Origin of the sequence: Massilia pseudoviolaceinigra, assembly GCF_030846505.1 — a bacterium.
Classification (GTDB): domain Bacteria; phylum Pseudomonadota; class Gammaproteobacteria; order Burkholderiales; family Burkholderiaceae_D; genus Telluria_A; species Telluria_A violaceinigra.
Genome location: NZ_JAVCWL010000006.1, coordinates 95897 through 113329 on the forward strand (window position 1 = coordinate 95897; position 17433 = coordinate 113329).

The window sequence follows — 17433 nt, forward strand, 5'->3', positions numbered from 1 at the left end:
GTGGCGGGCGCATCCGGTGCGCCCGCCATGCCGCTTTATCTACCAAGACTTTCCCGGTAAATCCAGCTTTTTGATACACACTATTCGGATTTACCTATACAACTACAGTGAAACTACTGTATAGTGTTGTTTGTGCGCTGCAATACGTTTCTCGCAATCAGACTGAAGCGATGGCCTTTAGCAGTAACAAAGAAGTAAAACTAGCAGCTTCGCAAGCCTAGGCGTATCCCACGGATACCCTCAATAAAGCCCTCCCGCCTTGTGTGTCGCACCTGACACCGTCCCGGCGCAAAGCTTTTGTGCCGAAATTTCTTTCATCCTGAGTCATTTCGTTGTGTTGGTTGGCGTTGCTATTTTGCGCTCGGAGCATGTGCTCGGGCGCTGATCTATACCGAAAGAAAAGAACATAATGAGTTTTGAAGCATTAGGCCTCCACGCGTCTATCGTAAAAGCAGTAACCGATGCCGGTTACACCGTGCCGACCCCAGTTCAGGAGCAAGCTGTTCCTGCCGCCATCAGCGGCCGCGACCTGCTGGTATCGTCGCAGACCGGTTCCGGCAAGACCGCAGCATTCATGCTGCCAGCACTTCACAAATTCGCCGTTGCCGAGCAATCGCAGGCGTCCAAGAACGCAGCCCAGGAAGCGCAGAATGCGCGTGCCCGCGGCGAGCGTCCACGTTTCAAAGCTGCACAGCCTAAAATGCTGGTGCTGACCCCGACCCGCGAACTGGCACTGCAAGTGACCAGCGCGACCGAAAAATACGGCACCCAGATCCGCCGTATCAAGGCCGTGTCGATCCTGGGCGGCATGCCTTATCCTAAGCAGATGCAACTGCTGGCGCGCAACCCGGAAATCCTGGTCGCTACCCCTGGCCGTCTGATCGACCATATGGAATCGGGCAAGATCGATTTCTCGGAACTCGAAATCCTGGTGCTCGACGAAGCTGACCGCATGCTGGACATGGGTTTCATCGACGACATCGAAAAAATCATCGCCGCCACGCCGGCGAACCGCCAGACGATGCTGTTCTCGGCCACGCTCGACGGCATGGTCGGCAACATGGCCCGCCGCATCACGACCGACCCGATGATCATCCAGATCGCCGGTTCGGCATCGAAGCACGAAAACATCGTGCAGCGCGTGCACTTCGTCGACGACCTGTCGCACAAGAACCGCCTGCTCGACCATCTGCTGCGCGACGAAACGCTGGACCAGGCTGTTGTGTTCACCGCCACCAAGCGTGATGCCGACACCATCGCCGACCGCCTGAACATCGCCGGTTTCTCGGCAGCGGCACTGCATGGCGACATGCACCAGGGCGCGCGTAACCGTACCCTGGACGGCCTGCGCCGCGGCCAGGTCCGCGTGCTGGTCGCGACCGACGTTGCTGCCCGTGGTATCGATGTCCCGAACATCACCCACGTGTTCAACTACGACCTGCCTAAGTTCCCTGAAGACTATGTGCACCGTATCGGCCGTACCGGCCGTGCCGGCCGCAATGGCCTGGCGATCTCGCTGGTGAACCATGCCGAAGGCATGAACGTCAAGCGCATCGAGCGCTTCACCAAGCAGCTCATTCCGGTCAACGTGATCGAAGGCTTCGAGCCGAAGAAAACCGCGTCGGCGCCACGTTCGGCTGCCCGTCCAGGCACCTGGAAACCAGGCGACAACCGCGGCGGCGCCAAGCCAGGCCAGCGTACGTTCAGCAAACCGGGCGCAGCCCCACGCAAGGAAGGCGCAACCGGCGGCGGCTACAAGGGTTCGAACCCGCGTCCGGCTTCCGAGCGCACCCGCAGCTCGTACGGCGACCGTTAATCGTCGACCCGATCGGCGTGCCGCGCAAGCGCATGCCGTCCGCCCTGCCGGTGCAAGGAACTACCCGCCAGAAATGGCCGGGCGAGTGCCAGCCCAGCAGGAGCGACAGTAGCAAACGCAAGCCTCCCTCGCGGAGGCTTGCGTGTTTTCAGCAGCGTTTTTTTTCGTGTCGACTATCGAATTCGGCGGCGCGGGCGCCCAAGGCATCGCCGCCGCCCGCCTGCCGGCGCATCGGCCGGCGTGCCCCGGCGTCAGCGCCGGGCGCCGTACCCGCATGCGATCGCGCGCGGGTCGCACGGCCGCACATACCGCGCGCCAACCGGGCTTTTGTTGCTGCACGACTACGCTATTCCCGGTTGCAAAGCGTAGTAACTGCTATACTTTATTCGTATTTACATTTCTCGCCGCGTCGGCAACGTAGCTTTCTCAGCCTTTCGGCCAGCCTGTTCTGCAGTTGCGAGTGCGCCAATTTCGTGCCACAGACTGATCATAAGTCGTTCACGCGAAAGAGCACATGCATACGCCCGGGTTTGACATCGGCACGATCGAGCATAAATTAATTACAGACGGAAATATTGAATTCAAGCGCCAGGAAAGCTTGCTCAAGACGGGCGCTTTACAGGACGCGATTTTCAATAGCGCCTATTTCTCGAGCATCGCCACCGACGAAAAGGGAGTCATCCAGATTTTCAACGTCGGCGCCGAGCGCATGCTCGGCTATACCGCGCTGGACGTCGTCAACCGCATCACGCCTGCCGACATTTCAGATCCGCAGGAAATGATCGCGCGGGCAGCGGAACTGAGCCTGGAACTGGACACCACCATCACGCCCGGTTTCGAAGCCCTGGTCTTCAAGGCTTCGCGCGGCATTGAAGACATTTACGAGCTGAGCTATATCCGCAAGGATGGCAGCCGCTTCCCGGCGCTCGTGTCGGTTACCGCCTTGCGCGACGATCACAATGCGATCATCGGCTACCTGCTGATCGGCACCGACAACACGGCGCGCAAACGGGCCGAAGAGGCCCTGCTCAAGGCCGGCGCGCTGCAAAGCGCCATTTTCAACAGCGCCAATTTCTCCAGCATCGCCACCGACGCCAAGGGCGTTATCCAGATCTTCAACGTCGGGGCCGAACGCATGCTGTATACCGCGCTCGACGTGGTCAACAAGATCACGCCGGCCGACATTTCCGATCCGCTGGAAGTGATCGTGCGCGCCAAGGCCCTCAGCGTGGAACTCGACACGCCCATCACGCCGGGCTTCGAGGCGCTGGTGTTCAAGGCCTCGCGCGGCATCGAAGACATTTACGAGCTGACCTATTTCCGCAAGGATGGCAGCCGCTTTCCGGCGGTGGTCTCGGTGACCGCATTACGCGACGCGCAAAACGCCATCATTGGCTACCTGCTCATCGGCACCGACAATACCGCGCGCAAGCAGGCCGAAGAAGCCCTGCTCAAGGCCGGCGCGCTGCAGAGCGCCATTTTCAACAGCGCCAATTTTTCCAGCATCGCCACCGACGCCAAGGGCGTCATCCAGATCTTCAACGTCGGGGCCGAACGCATGCTCGGCTACACGGCGCTCGAAGTGATGAACACGATCACCCCGGCCGATATTTCCGATCCCCAGGAAGTGATCGCGCGCGCCAAGGCCCTCAGCCTGGAGCTGGAAACGCCGATCACGCCCGGCTTCGAAGCGCTGGTGTTCAAGGCCTCGCGCGGCATTGAGGATATTTACGAACTGACCTACGTGCGCAAGGATGGCAGCCGCTTTCCGGCCATCGTCTCGGTCACCGCCCTGCGCGACGCCCACGACGACATCATCGGCTACCTGCTGATCGGCACCGACAATACCGCCCGCAAGCAAGTCGAGGCTGCGCAGGCGCTGCTGGACCAGCGCCTGCGCGACCAGCAGTTCTACACCCGTTCGCTGATCGAGTCCAATCTCGACGCCCTGATGATGACCGACCCGCAAGGCATCATTTCGGATGTGAACCAGCAGATGGTCGCCCTCACCGGGCGCACCCGCGATGAACTGATCGGCGCCCCCAGCAAGAAATTCTTCACCGACCAGAGCCAGGCCGATGCGGCCATCAAGCGCGTGCTCCAGGAAAACAAGGTGACCGATTACGAACTGACGGTGCGGGCCCTCAACGGGATCGAAACCGTGGTGTCGTACAACGCCGCCACCTTCCACGACCGCGACCGCAAGCTGCAAGGCGTGTTCGCCGCCGCCCGCGACGTCACCGAGCGCAAGCGTTTCGAGCACACGCTGGAAGTGAAAAATATTGAACTGGAACGCGCCAGCCGCATGAAGTCGGAATTCCTGGCCACCATGTCGCACGAGTTGCGCACGCCCCTCAACGCCATCATCGGCTTTTCCGAGGCGCTCAAGGACGGTTTTCTGGGCCAGACCAGTGCACTGCAACACGAATGCGCCGGCGACATTTTCAGCAGCGGCCTGCACTTGCTATCGCTGATCAACGACATCCTGGATCTGTCGAAAGTCGAAGCCGGCATGATGGCGCTCGAACTCGATGCCGTCGACCTGCACAGCCTTCTGCCGAACAGCCTGACCATCGTGCGCGAAAAGGCGGCGGCCCAGAACATTGCGCTGAGCCTGGAGGTTGGCGACGACCTCGGCATGCCGCAACTGGACATCCGCAAGACCAAGCAAATTGTCTACAACCTGCTCTCGAACGCCGTCAAATTCAGCGCCAATGGCGATGCCGTCACCTTGCACGCGCGGCGGGTGCCGCGCCGCGCCGTCGGCCATCTTGCCGGACCCTGGCCGGTGCATGGCTTCCCCCTGGCCGACAACGAGTACAAGGATTTTCTGGAACTGTGCGTCAGCGACAGCGGCATCGGGATCTCGGAGCCGGACATGGCAACCCTGTTCCAGGCCTTCAGCCAGATCGACAGCAGCCTGGCGCGAAAATTCGAAGGCACCGGCCTCGGCCTGGCGATGGTCAGGCAGTTGGCCGAGCTGCAGGGCGGCACGGTGGCGGTCGCCAGCCGCGCGGGAGAGGGATCGCGCTTCGCCGTCTGGTTGCCGCTGCGCACGCTGGTGCCGGGGGCGCGCCCCGCGCTGCACGGCGCCGCAGCGCCGCCCGCGCCCGATACCATGGCCCCCGCGCGCCCCGGCCCGGCCGAGCGCATCGCACTCGTGGTGGAAGATAACGACCCGGCCGCGGCACTGGCGCGCCTGCTGCTCGAAGCCGAAGGCTTTACCGTGCTGCGCGCGGCGAGCGGCGAGCAGGCGCTGGAGATGGCGCCACGGCAGGCGCTGAGCCTGATTACGCTCGACATCCGCTTGCCGGGCATGGATGGCTGGCAGTTGCTCCAGCGCCTGCGCGAAAATCCGGCGCTGGCACGGGTGCCGGTGGTGGTCATTTCGGGCATCGCCGATGCCAACCTGGCCCTGTCCGGGGGCGCCGCCGCCATGCTGCAAAAGCCGATCACCCATGCCCAGTTGCAAGCCTCGCTGAGCGCCCTGGGCATGCAGCCATCGCTGGAACGCACGTGCACGGTGCTGGTGGTCGAGCACGACCCCAGGGCGGTCGAAGCCATCGCCGGCCTGCTGCCCAGCCCCGCGTATGCGGTGCTGCGCGCCTACACGGGAAGCGAGGCCATTTTCCTGGCCCAGCACATGCGCCCGGACCTGATCCTGCTCGACCTGATGCTGCCGGACCTGAACGGTATCGACGTGGCCGAGACGCTGCAGCGCAATCCGGCCACGGCGCGCATCCCGATCCTGGTCGGCGCGGCGGCGCAGGTGAGCGGCCCGCAGAACGCCGACAAGCGCGCCCTCGACCAGGCCCGCTTCGTCGCCGAAGTGCGGCGCGCCCTGCTCCCGCATTAGGGATGACCGGCCATGGCAAGGATCCTCATCATTGAAGACAACGCGGCCAACATGAAGCTGGCCTCGCTGCTGCTGCGCCATGCCGGGCATGCGGTATTGTGCGCCCCCGACGCCGAAAGCGGCTTGACCATGGCGCGTACCGACAAACCCGACCTGATCCTGATGGATATTCAGTTGCCCGGCATGGACGGGCTGGCGGCGACGGCGCTGCTGAAACAGGATGCCGGCACCGGCACCATCCCCGTGATCGCCCTGACCGCGATGGCGATGAAGGAAGACCGCGCAAAAAGCGAAAGCGCCGGCTGCGACGCCTATATCGCCAAGCCGCTGCGCCATCAGGAATTGTATGCGGCGATCAACGCCTTGCTGCCCCCGGGAGAAATACCATGACGCTGCGCGCACCCACCATCCTGATCGTCGACGACGAAGCCAAGAACCGGCGCCTGCTGGCGGTACTGTTGCAGCCCGAGGGCTACAGCACCTGCGGCGCGGCCAGCGGCGAGGAGGCGCTGGCATCCATCGGCGAGTCGGCCCCGGACCTGATCCTGCTCGACATTACCATGCCGGGCATGGATGGCTACCGGGTCGCCAGCATCCTGAAGGCCGATCCGGCCACCGCCAATATTCCCATCATCATGGTCACCGCGCACATGGAGCGCACCGCGCGCCTGGCCGGCCTGGACGCCGGGGCGGAAGATTTCCTGACCAAACCCGTCGACCGGGCGGAACTATGGTTGAGGGTGCGCAACCTGTTGCGCCTGAAAGCGTACGGCGACCTCCAGGACTACAGCGCCAAGCTCGAGAGCCAGGTGCTGGCGCGCACGGTCGACCTGCAGCGCTTTCGCACAGCGATGGACGCCACCGCCGATGCCATCATGCTGATCAGCCGCGCGAGCATGCGCTTTAGCGAGGTCAACGAGACAGCATGCCATTTGCTCGGCTACTCGCGCACGGACATGCTAAGCATGGGGCCGACCGAACTGGTCAAGACGAGCCGCGCTGCGCTGGAGTGCCAGTATGACGCACTCATTGTCGACGGCGCCCACCGCGACCAGCGGGAAATGATGATGACCTGCAAGGATGGCTCGACCGTGCAGGTGGAAGTGCACAGCCAGGCGCTGCGCTCCGGTAACGACTGGACCATTGTGGTGGTGGTGCGCGACATTACCGAGCGCAAGCAAGCGGAAATGCGCCTGACCCACCTGGCCCATCACGACGCCCTGACAGGTCTGCCCAACCGCACGCTGTTTTATGACACCTTGCAGCGCACCCTGACGCTGGCGCGCGGCAGCGGCGCGCTGGTCGCGGTCATGTTCCTCGACCTCGACAATTTCAAGAATATCAACGATACCCTGGGCCATGCGATTGGCGACGAGCTGCTGTTACAGTTCAGCAACCGCCTGATGCAGTGCGTGCGCGTGCGCGACACGGTCGGCCGCCTGGGGGGAGACGAATTTGCGCTGATCCTGATCATGCAGGATTGCCAGCAGGGCGCGGTGGTGATCGCCCAGAAGATCCGCGACGTCTTGCGCGCGCCATTCATCCTGAGCGGGCACGAAGTGACGATCACCGCCAGCATCGGCATCACCGTCCATCCGGACGACGCCTCCGATCCGGATACGCTGATCAAGTACGCCGATACGGCCATGTACCAGGCCAAGCACGCCGGGCGCGACACCTACCGCTTCTTCACCGCGCAGATGAACGCCGACGTGCTGGCCCGCCTGACGCTCGAAACCGCCTTGCGCAAGGCCATCGAAAACGAGGAATTCGTGCTGCATTATCAGCCCAAGGTGCACCTCAACAGCGGGCGCGTGGCCGGTCTGGAAGCGCTGCTGCGCTGGGACCGCCCCGGCCATGGCCTGGTCCCGCCGAATGCATTCATTCCGGTGCTGGAAGAGACGGGCATGATCGTGCAAGTCGGCAGCTGGGTCGTGGCGCAGGCGTGCCGCCAGATCGGCTTGTGGCTGCGTTCGCCGGTGGGTCCGATCCAGGTGGCGGTCAACGTCTCCGGGAGGCAATTTGCGGAAGGCGACCTGGATGGAGACATCATCAAGGGACTGGCGCAGCACGACATTCCGGCCGAGCTGCTCGATCTGGAGCTGACCGAGACGTCCTTAATGGCCAATACCGAGCGCACCACCGAGATCTTGCACAGGCTCAAGCAGCGCGGGGTGCAGATTTCCATCGACGATTTCGGCACCGGCTACTCCAGCCTGGCTTACCTGCGCCGTTTTCCTATCGATAAACTGAAGATCGACATCGCTTTCATCCGCGACGTCACCACCAGTCCCGATGACGCGGCCATCGTGCTGGCCATCATCAGCATGGCCCACAGTCTCAAGCTCGATGTGATTGCCGAAGGCGTCGAAACCGCCGCCCAGCTCAATTACCTGCGGCGCCACCATTGCGACCAGATCCAGGGCTACCACTTCAGCCGGCCCCTGCCCGTGGATCAGGTCACGCAGATGCTGCTGCAGGACCAGGGCCTGGCACCGCCAGCGGGCAGCGGGCAGTCGCGCAAGACCTTGCTGCTGATTGACGACGACCCATTCATGCTCGAGGTACTGGCCAATCTGTTCGGCCGCGACGGCTACCAGATCCTGTGCGCGCGCTCCGCGGCGGAAGGCTTCGACGTGCTGGCCTTGAACGAGGTGCAGGTGATCCTGTGCGACCAGTGCATGCCGTCCATGAGCGGAACGGAGTTCCTGGACAAGGTCAAGGAACTGTATCCGAAGACATTTCGTATCGTCCTATCCGGAAATACCGATCTGGAATCGATCATGAAGGCGGTCAACTGCGGGGCAATTCTTCGTTTTTATACCAAGCCGTGGGACAACAACCTGCTGCGCGATCACGTGCGCGATGCCTTCCGCCAGTTCATGGCGATCGCATGACAGCGCACAGACCATCCGGCTCACGCCATTGCTGGCCGTGGTATCGATGGTGCGCACGCCGCGCCAGCTTGGGCGAACGAGGCGCTGCGTGCGAGAAGGCGCGTGGCGGCACATTGCTCGAACAACGTTAACGAGGCATACTTGCGTGGATAAAACGTCAATCTGGATATATAGTTAACTCGCTCAACCACGGGAGTACCCGCATGCCGAATGAATTCACGCTCGCAACCGCCGTTGCGCTCCCCGCGCACTCCAGCGTCAACCAGGCCTTTGCATCGGTGAACCTGGCTGATGCATTTGCGATCCGGCTGCCGTCGGGCGCATCGGCCGACCCGGATGTGCTGGCCCGTTTCATCTTCGCGCACCAGCCCGCGTGGATCGGACACCTCCTGCGTGTGCGCGACATGATCGTCGTCGGCCTGGGCCTGAAAACGGCCGCGCAGCTGGCGAAAATCGCCAGTGAAACGGAGCCTTCCCGCGTTGGCATCTTCAAAGTCTACAGCACGAACGAGACCGAGATCGTGGTTGGGGAAGACGACAGGCACCTCGATTTCCGGATCTCGATTCTGTGCGCGGGCGGATCAGCGCCGGACAGCAGGCGCGAGCTGACCATGACAACGGTGGTTCACTGCCACAACCTGCTGGGACGAACCTACCTGCGCGTCATCGCGCCCTTTCACCGCGCCGTCGTCAAAGCCAGTTTGCGCAGCGCGGCGCGCGTCGGATGGCCCGACGCTGGCGCGCATCAATAGGCGCAGGTGCGAAATCCGCAGAAAATATCATCCCGCTCGGGCATGAAGAAATTGCGGAAGCGCGCCGAACCAAAGCGTGACGGCGTGGCAAACGACGCGCCGCGCAGCACTTGATGGGTCATGAACCACGGCTGCGAATACTCGCGGTAGCGGTCCGGCGCAAATCCCGGATACGGCTCGAACGGCGTGCCGGTCCACTCCCACAACTGGCCCCAGCGGAACCCCGCCTGCCCTGACAGCGCCGCGTACTCCCATTGCGCTTCGGTGGGCAAGCGCCGCTGCGCCCATGCGCAATACGCCTGGACCTCGAACAGGCACACATGGCGCACCGGTTCGGACGCCGACAGCGTCGACAAGCGCCCGAAGCGCATCGTGCGCCACTGGTCGCCGTCGCGCTGCCAGTAGCGCGGCGACGAGCGCTCCTGGCGCATCAGCCACGCGCTGCCGGCCGCGCTCCAGTACTGGCGGTTCTGGTAACCGCCATCGGCCACGAATTCGGCAAACTGCGCATTGGTCACCAGAGCCGCATCGATACGAAACGGCGCCACATAGACCGGGTGCGCCTGCTTCTCGTTGTCGAACACGAAGCCACCCTCCTTCCCTCCACCGAGCACGATGGTCGCGCCGGGATAGGCGATTTCCGCCCCTTGCGAATGGACCGCTTCATCACGCGTGAGCTGCGCGGGCGCCGGCACGCCCAGCGTCTGCATCGAATACAGACAGGCTTCGCCGTGCATATCCTCGTGCGCCAGCGCCAGCCGATACGGGTACAGGGCGTCGTCCGTGCCCGCCTCGCGCGAGAGCTTGTCGAGGGTACGATCGAGCACTTCATGGCAGTAGGTCTTCAACGCGCCGGGGCTGGGCAGGTCGAGCGTCCAGCGCGAGCGGTGCGGCACCAGGTTCGAATCGAACCAGTCGTCGCCGCGCGTGAGCAGCGAGCCGCGCTGGGCATCGGCCGGATGGCTGGACATGGCCTCGCGCAGGATGAACCATTCGGCGAACCACGCGGTGTGACCCAGTTCCCACAGCGGCGGATTGATCGTGGCAATATGCGGCACGCGCGACAGACTGTCGAAACCCGCGCCGGCAAAGCAGTCGAAGAGGCTGAGCGTATAATTGCGCGCACTCTGCAGCGCCTCGGCCAATTGCTGCGGCTTGGCGTGCCGGAAGGATGCGGGGATTGAACTCATAGCAGGCAATTGTAACGACTTTTTCAAGGAGTCGCCGTGCAGCGACCACGCGTGCTGATCGTCAGTCCCGCATCGAAGCGGGAGAACAACGGCAACTGGCAGACCGCCAGCCGCTGGGCGCATTTCCTGCGCGCGCGCTGCCGCGTGACGATCGCCCCCGGCTGGGACGCAGGCGCTGCCCCTCCCGACCTGATGATCGCGCTGCATGCGCGCCGCTCGGCGGCCCCGCTGGCCGCTTTTGCCGCCGCTTTCCCCGGCCGTGCGCGCGTGCTGGTATTGACCGGCACCGATCTGTATCGCGACATCGCCACCGACGCCGCAGCCCAGGCATCGCTCGCCCACGCCGACAAGCTGGTGCTGCTGCAGGCCGACGGGCTGGCCTTGCTGGCACCCGAACTGCGCCCCAGGGCCAGCGTGATCCACCAGTCCGCGCCGTCGCTCGTGCCCTTCCCCCATGGCGCGGCGCGCCGCTTCATCGACATCGTCATGATCGGCCATCTGCGCGAAGAAAAAGACCCGCGCACCTTCATGGCCGCGGCCACGCTGGTGTTGGTGCCCAAGGCGCGCCTGCTGCATATCGGCGGCGCGCTCGATCCGGCCTTGGGCGCGCTGGCCGAGACCACGCAGGCGGCCACGCCGCGTTACCGCTGGCTGGGCGCGATGGCGCACGCCGCCACGCGCCAGCGCCTGCGGCGCAGCCACGCCATGGTGATCGCCTCGCACATGGAAGGCGGCGCCAACGTCATCATCGAAGCGCTCACCTGCGGCGTGCCGGTGCTGGCCAGCGATATCAGCGGCAACCGCGGCATGCTGGGCGAGGACTACGCGGGCTACTTCGCGGCGGGCGACGCGCCCGCGCTGGCGCGCCTGATCGAGCGCTGCATCGGCGACCAGGCCTTCCATGCGCTGCTGCGGCGCCAGTGCGACGCGCGCGCCCCCTTGTTCGCGCCAGAGCACGAGCGCGCCAGTGTGCTCGACTTGGTGGATAATCTGGTCTGACCTGCCTTTTACCGAAACGGACACCGACCATGAGCAATGCCCCAGAAACGCCCATCAAACTCACCTCGTTTTCGCATGGCGGCGGCTGCGGCTGCAAAATCGCGCCCGGCGTGCTGTCCGAGATCCTGAAAAACTCGACCGGCTTCCCGGTCCCCAAGGAGCTGATGGTCGGTATCGAGACCGCCGACGACGCCGCCGTCTACAAGCTCAATGACGAACAGGCGCTGATCGCCACCACCGATTTCTTCATGCCGATCGTCGACGACCCGTTCGATTTCGGCCGCATCGCCGCCACCAACGCCATCTCCGACGTGTACGCGATGGGCGGCACGCCGATCATGGCGCTCGCGCTGGTGGGCATGCCGATCAATAAACTGCCGCTCGAAACCATCGGCCAGATCATCCGCGGCGGCGAAACCATGTGCGCCGAAGCGGGCATTCCCATCGCCGGCGGCCACACCATCGATTCGGTCGAGCCGATCTACGGACTGGTGGTGCTGGGGCTCGTGCATCCGTCCAGGGTCAAGCGCAACGCGGACGCGCGTGCGGGCGACGTGCTCATTCTGGGCAAACCGCTGGGCGTGGGCGTGCTCTCGGCGGCGCTCAAAAAAGACGTGCTCGGTCCCGAAGGCTACGCCGCCATGATCGCCAATACGACCAAACTGAATAAGCCGGGCAAGGCGCTGTCGGAAATGGAAGGGGTGCATGCGCTGACCGACGTTACCGGCTTCGGCCTGTTGGGCCACCTGCTGGAACTGGCGCGCGGCTCGCAATTGACGGCGCAGCTGACCATGTCGCAAATTCCGCTGCTGCCGGGCGTGGAACAGCTGGCGCACGATGGCTACTTCACCGGTGCGTCGGGACGCAACTGGGATGCCTACGGCAAGGACGTGACGCTCTCGCCGAGCATCAGCAGCGCGCAGCACATGCTGCTGACCGACCCGCAAACCTCGGGCGGGCTGCTGGTATCGTGCGACCCGGGCAGCGTGGACGAGATCCTGGCGCTGTTCGCGCGCGAAGGCTTCGAAAGCGCCGCCGTCATCGGCGAGATGACGGCCGGCACGCCGCGCGTGCAGGTCGCGGCATAAGGGCGGAAGGCCGCCCCGGGCACGGCCCGGGCCAGCCTCGGTGCCGCATCAAGCGGCTGAGGTGCCCGATGCCGACTTGCGGCGCTTGCGTGCCGCGAAGCCCAGCATGGCCAGGCCGGCGCCCAGCATGGCCCAGCTGCCAGGTTCCGGCACGGCGGCAACCGAGAACGACAGGTTGTCGGCATAGCCATCGTTGTAGCTGCCTTCGACACGGCGCATGTCGAGGACGATGTCGACCAGCGCGGTACCGACCGGAATCATGCCATAGTTGTCGCGGTATACCATGCTGGTATTGCCGCCACGGTCACCCGGGGTGACCGGTGCCAGGCTGGTGCTGAACAGGGTTTGGCCGGTGCTGTCGCGGAACACGGCGCTCAGGGTCGCATTGTCGCTCTGGGAAGCGTAGCCGCCCAGCCAGCCGGACAGGTTAAATTGCGACTGTCCGGCGTTGATGGCGCCGCTGAAAGCGCTCAGGTCGATGACCTGGATCGCGCGCGATGCCGCCGTATTGACGCCACCGCCAAAGAAATTCTTGCTGCGGTTTTGCGGGCCTGCATCGGTCGTCGAAGGGAAGCCACCGCCCGCGCCGTACCGGACAGCCGTCAAGCCACCCGTGACGTTCCAGCCGGAAACCTGCACCGTGCCGCCGTCGGTCGAGCCCACGCCCGCTTCAGCATCGCCATTGACGATCAGATTCTGGCCCACGGCGGCCGTGCCAGCGCTCGCCGGGGAGGCGCAAGCGAGCGCACTCGCCATCGATAAAGCCATTGCAACAGTTACAAAACGCATAAACATCCCTTGAGTGATTGACGTGCCGCCTGTGCCAGCCTGCGGCTCCGCGGCAGACGAACGGGACGCCGGTAAATATGATGCCATTTTACAAGGTTTCCACGCGTATGTATTCAAACAACAAGACATTTACTGCACTGGTGTCGGCAAAAAGGCAATGCGATTGGCGGGAAAGCCGCCGGCCAAGGGCAAAATGCAACGTTGATAATTTTATTCAGGGTACCGTGCGGGCATGCGAATACGGGACGGGTATGATCGGTTGTGCGGTTCCACCTTGTGCATCTCCAGGAGAACATGATGGCGTATGTCGACGGTTTCGTACTTCCCCTCCCCACCAGCAACATCGAAAGTTATCGCGCCATGGCGGCCACCTGCGGCGCCATCTGGCGCGAACATGGCGCGCTGCAGTACCGCGAATGCATTGCCGACGACGTCAAGCCCGGCAAGCTCACGTCGTTCCCCCAGAGCGTGAATCTGCAGCCCGGCGAGACCGTGGTCTTTTCCTGGATCGTGTACGAATCGCGCGCCCACCGCGATGAAGTCAACGACAAGGTCATGAAAGACCCGCGCATGGCCGACTTCATGAAAGGGACCGACATGCCCTTCGACGGCAAGCGCATGATTTACGGCGGCTTCGACATGTTTCTCGATTTGTAGGTTGCCCGCGGCTTGGCGAGGGCGCGGTTTGTCGGCGTGCACATCAGCGCTTGACAAGCCGGCGCGCCCTGACGTACAGTGAACTCATGTCTTCTTCCCTGCATCTGTCGTCTTCCCCCCTGCTCGCTGGCGCGCTATCGCTAGCGACGCTACTAGCTGCACGCGCGTAATCCACCCGCAGTGCGCCGCCCGGCTCCCCGCCGGCGAGTTGTAAGCCAGTAAAACCCCAGGAAAGTCCGACCCGATGTTTGCACCTGTCTCCATCACTTTGTTTCTACTGCTAAAGCTACCGATCGGTTGCCTGGCCTAGCGTATCCGTGGCCGCCCGGCAGCCCGTCGCCACACCGCCGCCCGGCCCTTATCCGCTTTAGTCTCAGGAGAACACCATGATGTTGCAGAACCCGTCGTCGAAATACCGCGCCTTCCCTCCAGTCAATTTGTCCGACCGCCAGTGGCCCGACCGTGCCATTACCCATCCGCCGATCTGGATGAGCACCGATCTGCGCGACGGCAACCAGGCTTTGATCGAGCCGATGAGCCCGGAGAAGAAGCTGCGCTTTTTCGAGATGCTGGTCCAGATTGGCCTCAAGGAAATCGAAGTCGGTTTTCCGTCCGCCTCGCAGACCGACTTCGATTTCGTGCGCAAGCTGATCGACGAAAACCGCATCCCCGAGGACGTCACCATCATCGTGCTGACCCAGTCGCGCGAGGAATTGATCCGCCGTACGGTCGACTCGTGCGTGGGTGCGCGGCGCGCCATCGTGCACCTGTACAACTCGGTTGCGCCTGTATTCCGCAAGGTGGTGTTCGGCATGACGCGCGAGCAGATCACCGAGATCGCGGTCAGCGGCACCAAACTGGTCAAGCATCTGGTCAAGCAGCATTCGCAAACCGAATGGGCGTTCGAATACACGCCGGAATCGTTCTCGACGACGGAACTCGATTTCTCCAAGCATATCTGCGACGCCGTCAGCGAGGTCTGGCAGCCGACGCCGCACAACAAGATGATCGTCAACCTGCCTTCCACGGTCGAATGCAGCACGCCGAATGTGTATGCCGACCAGATCGAGTGGATGTCGCGCAAGCTGGCACGGCGCGATTCGCTGATCATCAGCGTACACCCGCACAATGACCGCGGCACGGCGGTGGCCTCGGCCGAGCTGGCCATCATGGCGGGCGCCGACCGGGTTGAAGGCTGCCTGTTCGGCAACGGCGAGCGCACCGGCAATGTCGACCTCGTGACCCTGGCGATGAACCTGTACACCCAGGGCGTGCATCCGGGGCTCGATTTCTCGGACATCGATGCCGTACGACAGGTTGTGGAGGAATGCAACCAGTTGCCGGTGCATCCGCGTCATCCGTATGCGGGCGACCTGGTGTTTACGGCGTTTTCCGGTTCGCACCAGGATGCGATCAAAAAAGGATTTGCCCAGCAAAAGCCGAATGCCTTGTGGGAAGTGCCTTACTTGCCGATCGACCCGGCCGACCTGGGGCGCAGCTACGATGCGGTGATCCGCGTCAACAGCCAGTCCGGCAAGGGCGGGATGGCGTATCTGCTGGAACAGGAATTCGGCCTGAGTTTGCCGCGCCGCTTGCAGATCGAGTTCAGCCGCGCGGTGCAGGCGGTGGCCGACGCCAGCGGCCGCGAGATCGCCGCGAAGGAGATTCATGCAATTTTTTGCAGCGAATATTTCGACCAGACCAGCCCGTATGCGTATAGCGCGCACAAGATGGTGGAGGACAGCAGCAGCGATGAGCCGGTGCAGATTGACATCACTTTGGCCCACCGTCAGGCGAGTTTGAGCTTGCAAGGTGGCGGGAATGGACCGATCGATGCATTTGTGAATGCGCTGGGGCTTGATATCAAGCTGATGGATTACCACGAGCACGCGATCGGCTCGGGCGCGAATGCGAAAGCGGCGTGTTATGTGGAGTTGCGGCTGGCCAATGGCCCGACCATGTTTGGCGCGGGGATTGACAGCAATATTGTGACGGCGTCGTTCAAGGCGGTGCTCAGTGCGGTGAACCGGCAGCTGGTGAGGGCGGAGCAGGAAGTGGCGGTGGCGGTACCGGGCTAAACCGACGCATTCTTCACCGACGTCCCCGCAAACTTCCCGCCCCGTCGGTTCTGGCAGTGCCAGAACCGACGAGAGGCGGCATCAGATAAACTTGGTCTTCTTCAAATACTTCTCCACATCGCGATAACTGTCGTCGCTGCCGGCATAGCGCACCAGATTGCGCGCCGTTTTCAGCCACTCCACCGTCGATGGCTGCATCGTATCGAGCGCATACGCAATATCGCCCGGCCCGATCGGGCGCTCCGGATTCCCGGCCAGAATGTCATGAATCGCACTCTCCTTGGCCAAGTCGATCACGCCATCGATATCGGCCCCGGAAAAATGCGGCGTCGCAGCCACCAGCGCATCCACATCCACGCCTTCCACCGGCACATCGCGCAGCTTGATGTTGATGATGTGCTTGCGCGCTTCCGCATCCGGCGGTGGCACGAACAACTGGCGCGCGAAGCGCCCGGTGCGCTTCATGGCCTGGTCCACATCCCACGGCATATTGGTCGCCGCCAGAAACAGCACGTCGCGGTTGTCGCGCTCGAAGCCGTCGAGCTGCGACAGGAATTCGTTGACGATGGTTCGGCTGTGCTCGCTCTGCGCCTTGGAACGCGAAAACGCCAGCGCATCGAGCTCGTCGAAAAACAGCACGCAGGGCTTTTGCGCCCTCGCCTTCTCGAACAATTGCGCCAGGTTGCGCTCGCTTTCGCCCATCCACATATTCAACACTTCGCTGATGCCGACCGACACAAACGATGCGTTGCACTCGTTGGCAATGGCACGCGCGATCATGGTCTTGCCGCAGCCTGGCGGGCCGTACAGCAAAATGCCGCCGCCGCCCTGCTTCTTGAATTTGGCAAACAGCGAAGGCCGCAGGAAAGGCTCGATGATATGCAGGCGCAGCATTTTCTTCAGCTCTTCCATGCCGCCCACATCGGAAAACCGCACCAGGTCGGGCGCTTGCGGCTTGAGCGGCACCACATTGGCGCTCTGCCCCACCAGCGACAGCGCCGGGCCGGACGCCGGACGCGCACTTTGCTGCAACTGCTCCAGCGCCGGCACCGGCGCAAAGCCATCCTGCTGGCGCGCGCGGCCGTACGCGGCCAGCGCATCGCTGTTGCGCTCCAGCGCCAGCAGCGCCTGCGCCTTGCCGCTCGAGGCGGCAGCCCCGGGCGCCTGGCGTTCGGCCAGCTCGAACTGCACCAGCGCGGCGGCCGCATCGTTTTCATCGAGCAGCAGCCGGGCGTAGGCAAGCCGGGTGGCGGAGTTGAACGGGTCGCTTACCAGCGACGCTTCGTATTGTTCACGCGACATAGTCATGGT

General features: G+C 63.3%; 12 protein-coding genes. 9 read left to right on the forward strand and 3 right to left on the reverse strand.

Features of this window, described 5'->3' with window-relative positions; all coding sequences use genetic code 11:
* Positions 1-409: 409 nt before the first annotated feature.
* The 5 genes from RBA40_RS07730 to RBA40_RS07750 all read left to right on the forward strand — a co-directional run bounded on the left by RBA40_RS07730 (position 410) and on the right by RBA40_RS07750 (position 9321).
* Positions 410-1816, forward strand: coding sequence for a DEAD/DEAH box helicase (locus RBA40_RS07730; protein WP_099880628.1), 1407 nt, complete (start codon positions 410-412; stop codon positions 1814-1816).
* Positions 1817-2330: 514 nt separating this feature from the next.
* A complete protein-coding gene (locus RBA40_RS07735; protein ID WP_306647287.1) occupies positions 2331-5672 on the forward strand; it encodes a hybrid sensor histidine kinase/response regulator in 3342 nt (1113 codons plus the stop codon).
* Positions 5673-5684: 12 nt separating this feature from the next.
* Entirely contained in the window at positions 5685-6062 is a 378-nt protein-coding gene (locus RBA40_RS07740) for a response regulator (RefSeq protein ID WP_306647288.1), read from the forward strand.
* Complete coding sequence (locus RBA40_RS07745; RefSeq protein WP_306647290.1) at positions 6059-8569, forward strand: EAL domain-containing protein; 2511 nt, start codon at positions 6059-6061, stop codon at positions 8567-8569. The genes RBA40_RS07740 and RBA40_RS07745 overlap by 4 nt, the downstream gene beginning before the upstream one ends.
* A gap of 203 nt (positions 8570-8772) precedes the next feature.
* Positions 8773-9321, forward strand: a complete 549-nt coding sequence (locus RBA40_RS07750) for a DUF2867 domain-containing protein (protein ID WP_306647292.1) — start codon at positions 8773-8775, stop codon at positions 9319-9321.
* On the opposite strand, the gene senA is transcribed toward RBA40_RS07750, so the two are convergent.
* Positions 9315-10511, reverse strand: coding sequence for a selenoneine synthase SenA (gene senA / locus RBA40_RS07755; protein ID WP_306647293.1), 1197 nt, complete (start codon positions 10509-10511; stop codon positions 9315-9317). The genes RBA40_RS07750 and senA overlap by 7 nt on opposite strands.
* A gap of 36 nt (positions 10512-10547) precedes the next feature.
* On the opposite strand from senA, the gene senB reads away from it, so the two are divergent.
* On the forward strand, positions 10548-11510 hold the full coding sequence (senB, locus tag RBA40_RS07760; RefSeq protein WP_306647295.1) for a selenoneine biosynthesis selenosugar synthase SenB: 963 nt from the start codon (positions 10548-10550) through the stop codon (positions 11508-11510).
* A 29-nt stretch (positions 11511-11539) separates the two neighbouring features.
* The gene (gene selD / locus RBA40_RS07765) at positions 11540-12598 is read left to right on the forward strand and encodes a selenide, water dikinase SelD (RefSeq protein ID WP_306647296.1); all 1059 of its coding nucleotides are present in this window, start codon (positions 11540-11542) and stop codon (positions 12596-12598) included.
* Positions 12599-12646: 48 nt separating this feature from the next.
* On the opposite strand, the gene RBA40_RS07770 is transcribed toward selD, so the two are convergent.
* Complete coding sequence (locus RBA40_RS07770; RefSeq protein WP_306647297.1) at positions 12647-13354, reverse strand: PEP-CTERM sorting domain-containing protein; 708 nt, start codon at positions 13352-13354, stop codon at positions 12647-12649.
* A 327-nt stretch (positions 13355-13681) separates the two neighbouring features.
* Between RBA40_RS07770 and RBA40_RS07775 the strand changes: the two genes are divergently transcribed.
* A complete protein-coding gene (locus RBA40_RS07775; protein ID WP_306627880.1) occupies positions 13682-14044 on the forward strand; it encodes a DUF1428 domain-containing protein in 363 nt (120 codons plus the stop codon).
* Positions 14045-14430: 386 nt separating this feature from the next.
* On the forward strand, positions 14431-16122 hold the full coding sequence (gene leuA / locus RBA40_RS07780; RefSeq protein ID WP_306647299.1) for a 2-isopropylmalate synthase: 1692 nt from the start codon (positions 14431-14433) through the stop codon (positions 16120-16122).
* An 81-nt stretch (positions 16123-16203) separates the two neighbouring features.
* Here the strand turns inward: leuA and RBA40_RS07785 are convergent, their stop codons facing one another.
* The gene (locus RBA40_RS07785) at positions 16204-17430 is read right to left on the reverse strand and encodes an ATP-binding protein (protein WP_306647301.1); all 1227 of its coding nucleotides are present in this window, start codon (positions 17428-17430) and stop codon (positions 16204-16206) included.
* Positions 17431-17433 lie beyond the last annotated feature (3 nt).

Coding starts and splice junctions, on each gene's coding strand:
- RBA40_RS07730 (WP_099880628.1), top strand. CDS start 410: ATGAGTTTTGAAGCATTAGGCCTCCACGCGTCTATCGTAAAAGCAGTA.
- RBA40_RS07735 (WP_306647287.1), top strand. CDS start 2,331: ATGCATACGCCCGGGTTTGACATCGGCACGATCGAGCATAAATTAATT.
- RBA40_RS07740 (WP_306647288.1), top strand. CDS start 5,685: ATGGCAAGGATCCTCATCATTGAAGACAACGCGGCCAACATGAAGCTG.
- RBA40_RS07745 (WP_306647290.1), top strand. CDS start 6,059: ATGACGCTGCGCGCACCCACCATCCTGATCGTCGACGACGAAGCCAAG.
- RBA40_RS07750 (WP_306647292.1), top strand. CDS start 8,773: ATGCCGAATGAATTCACGCTCGCAACCGCCGTTGCGCTCCCCGCGCAC.
- senA (WP_306647293.1), bottom strand. CDS start 10,511: ATGAGTTCAATCCCCGCATCCTTCCGGCACGCCAAGCCGCAGCAATTG.
- selD (WP_306647296.1), top strand. CDS start 11,540: ATGAGCAATGCCCCAGAAACGCCCATCAAACTCACCTCGTTTTCGCAT.
- RBA40_RS07770 (WP_306647297.1), bottom strand. CDS start 13,354: ATGGCGAGTGCGCTCGCTTGCGCCTCCCCGGCGAGCGCTGGCACGGCC.
- RBA40_RS07775 (WP_306627880.1), top strand. CDS start 13,682: ATGATGGCGTATGTCGACGGTTTCGTACTTCCCCTCCCCACCAGCAAC.
- leuA (WP_306647299.1), top strand. CDS start 14,431: ATGATGTTGCAGAACCCGTCGTCGAAATACCGCGCCTTCCCTCCAGTC.
- RBA40_RS07785 (WP_306647301.1), bottom strand. CDS start 17,430: ATGACTATGTCGCGTGAACAATACGAAGCGTCGCTGGTAAGCGACCCG.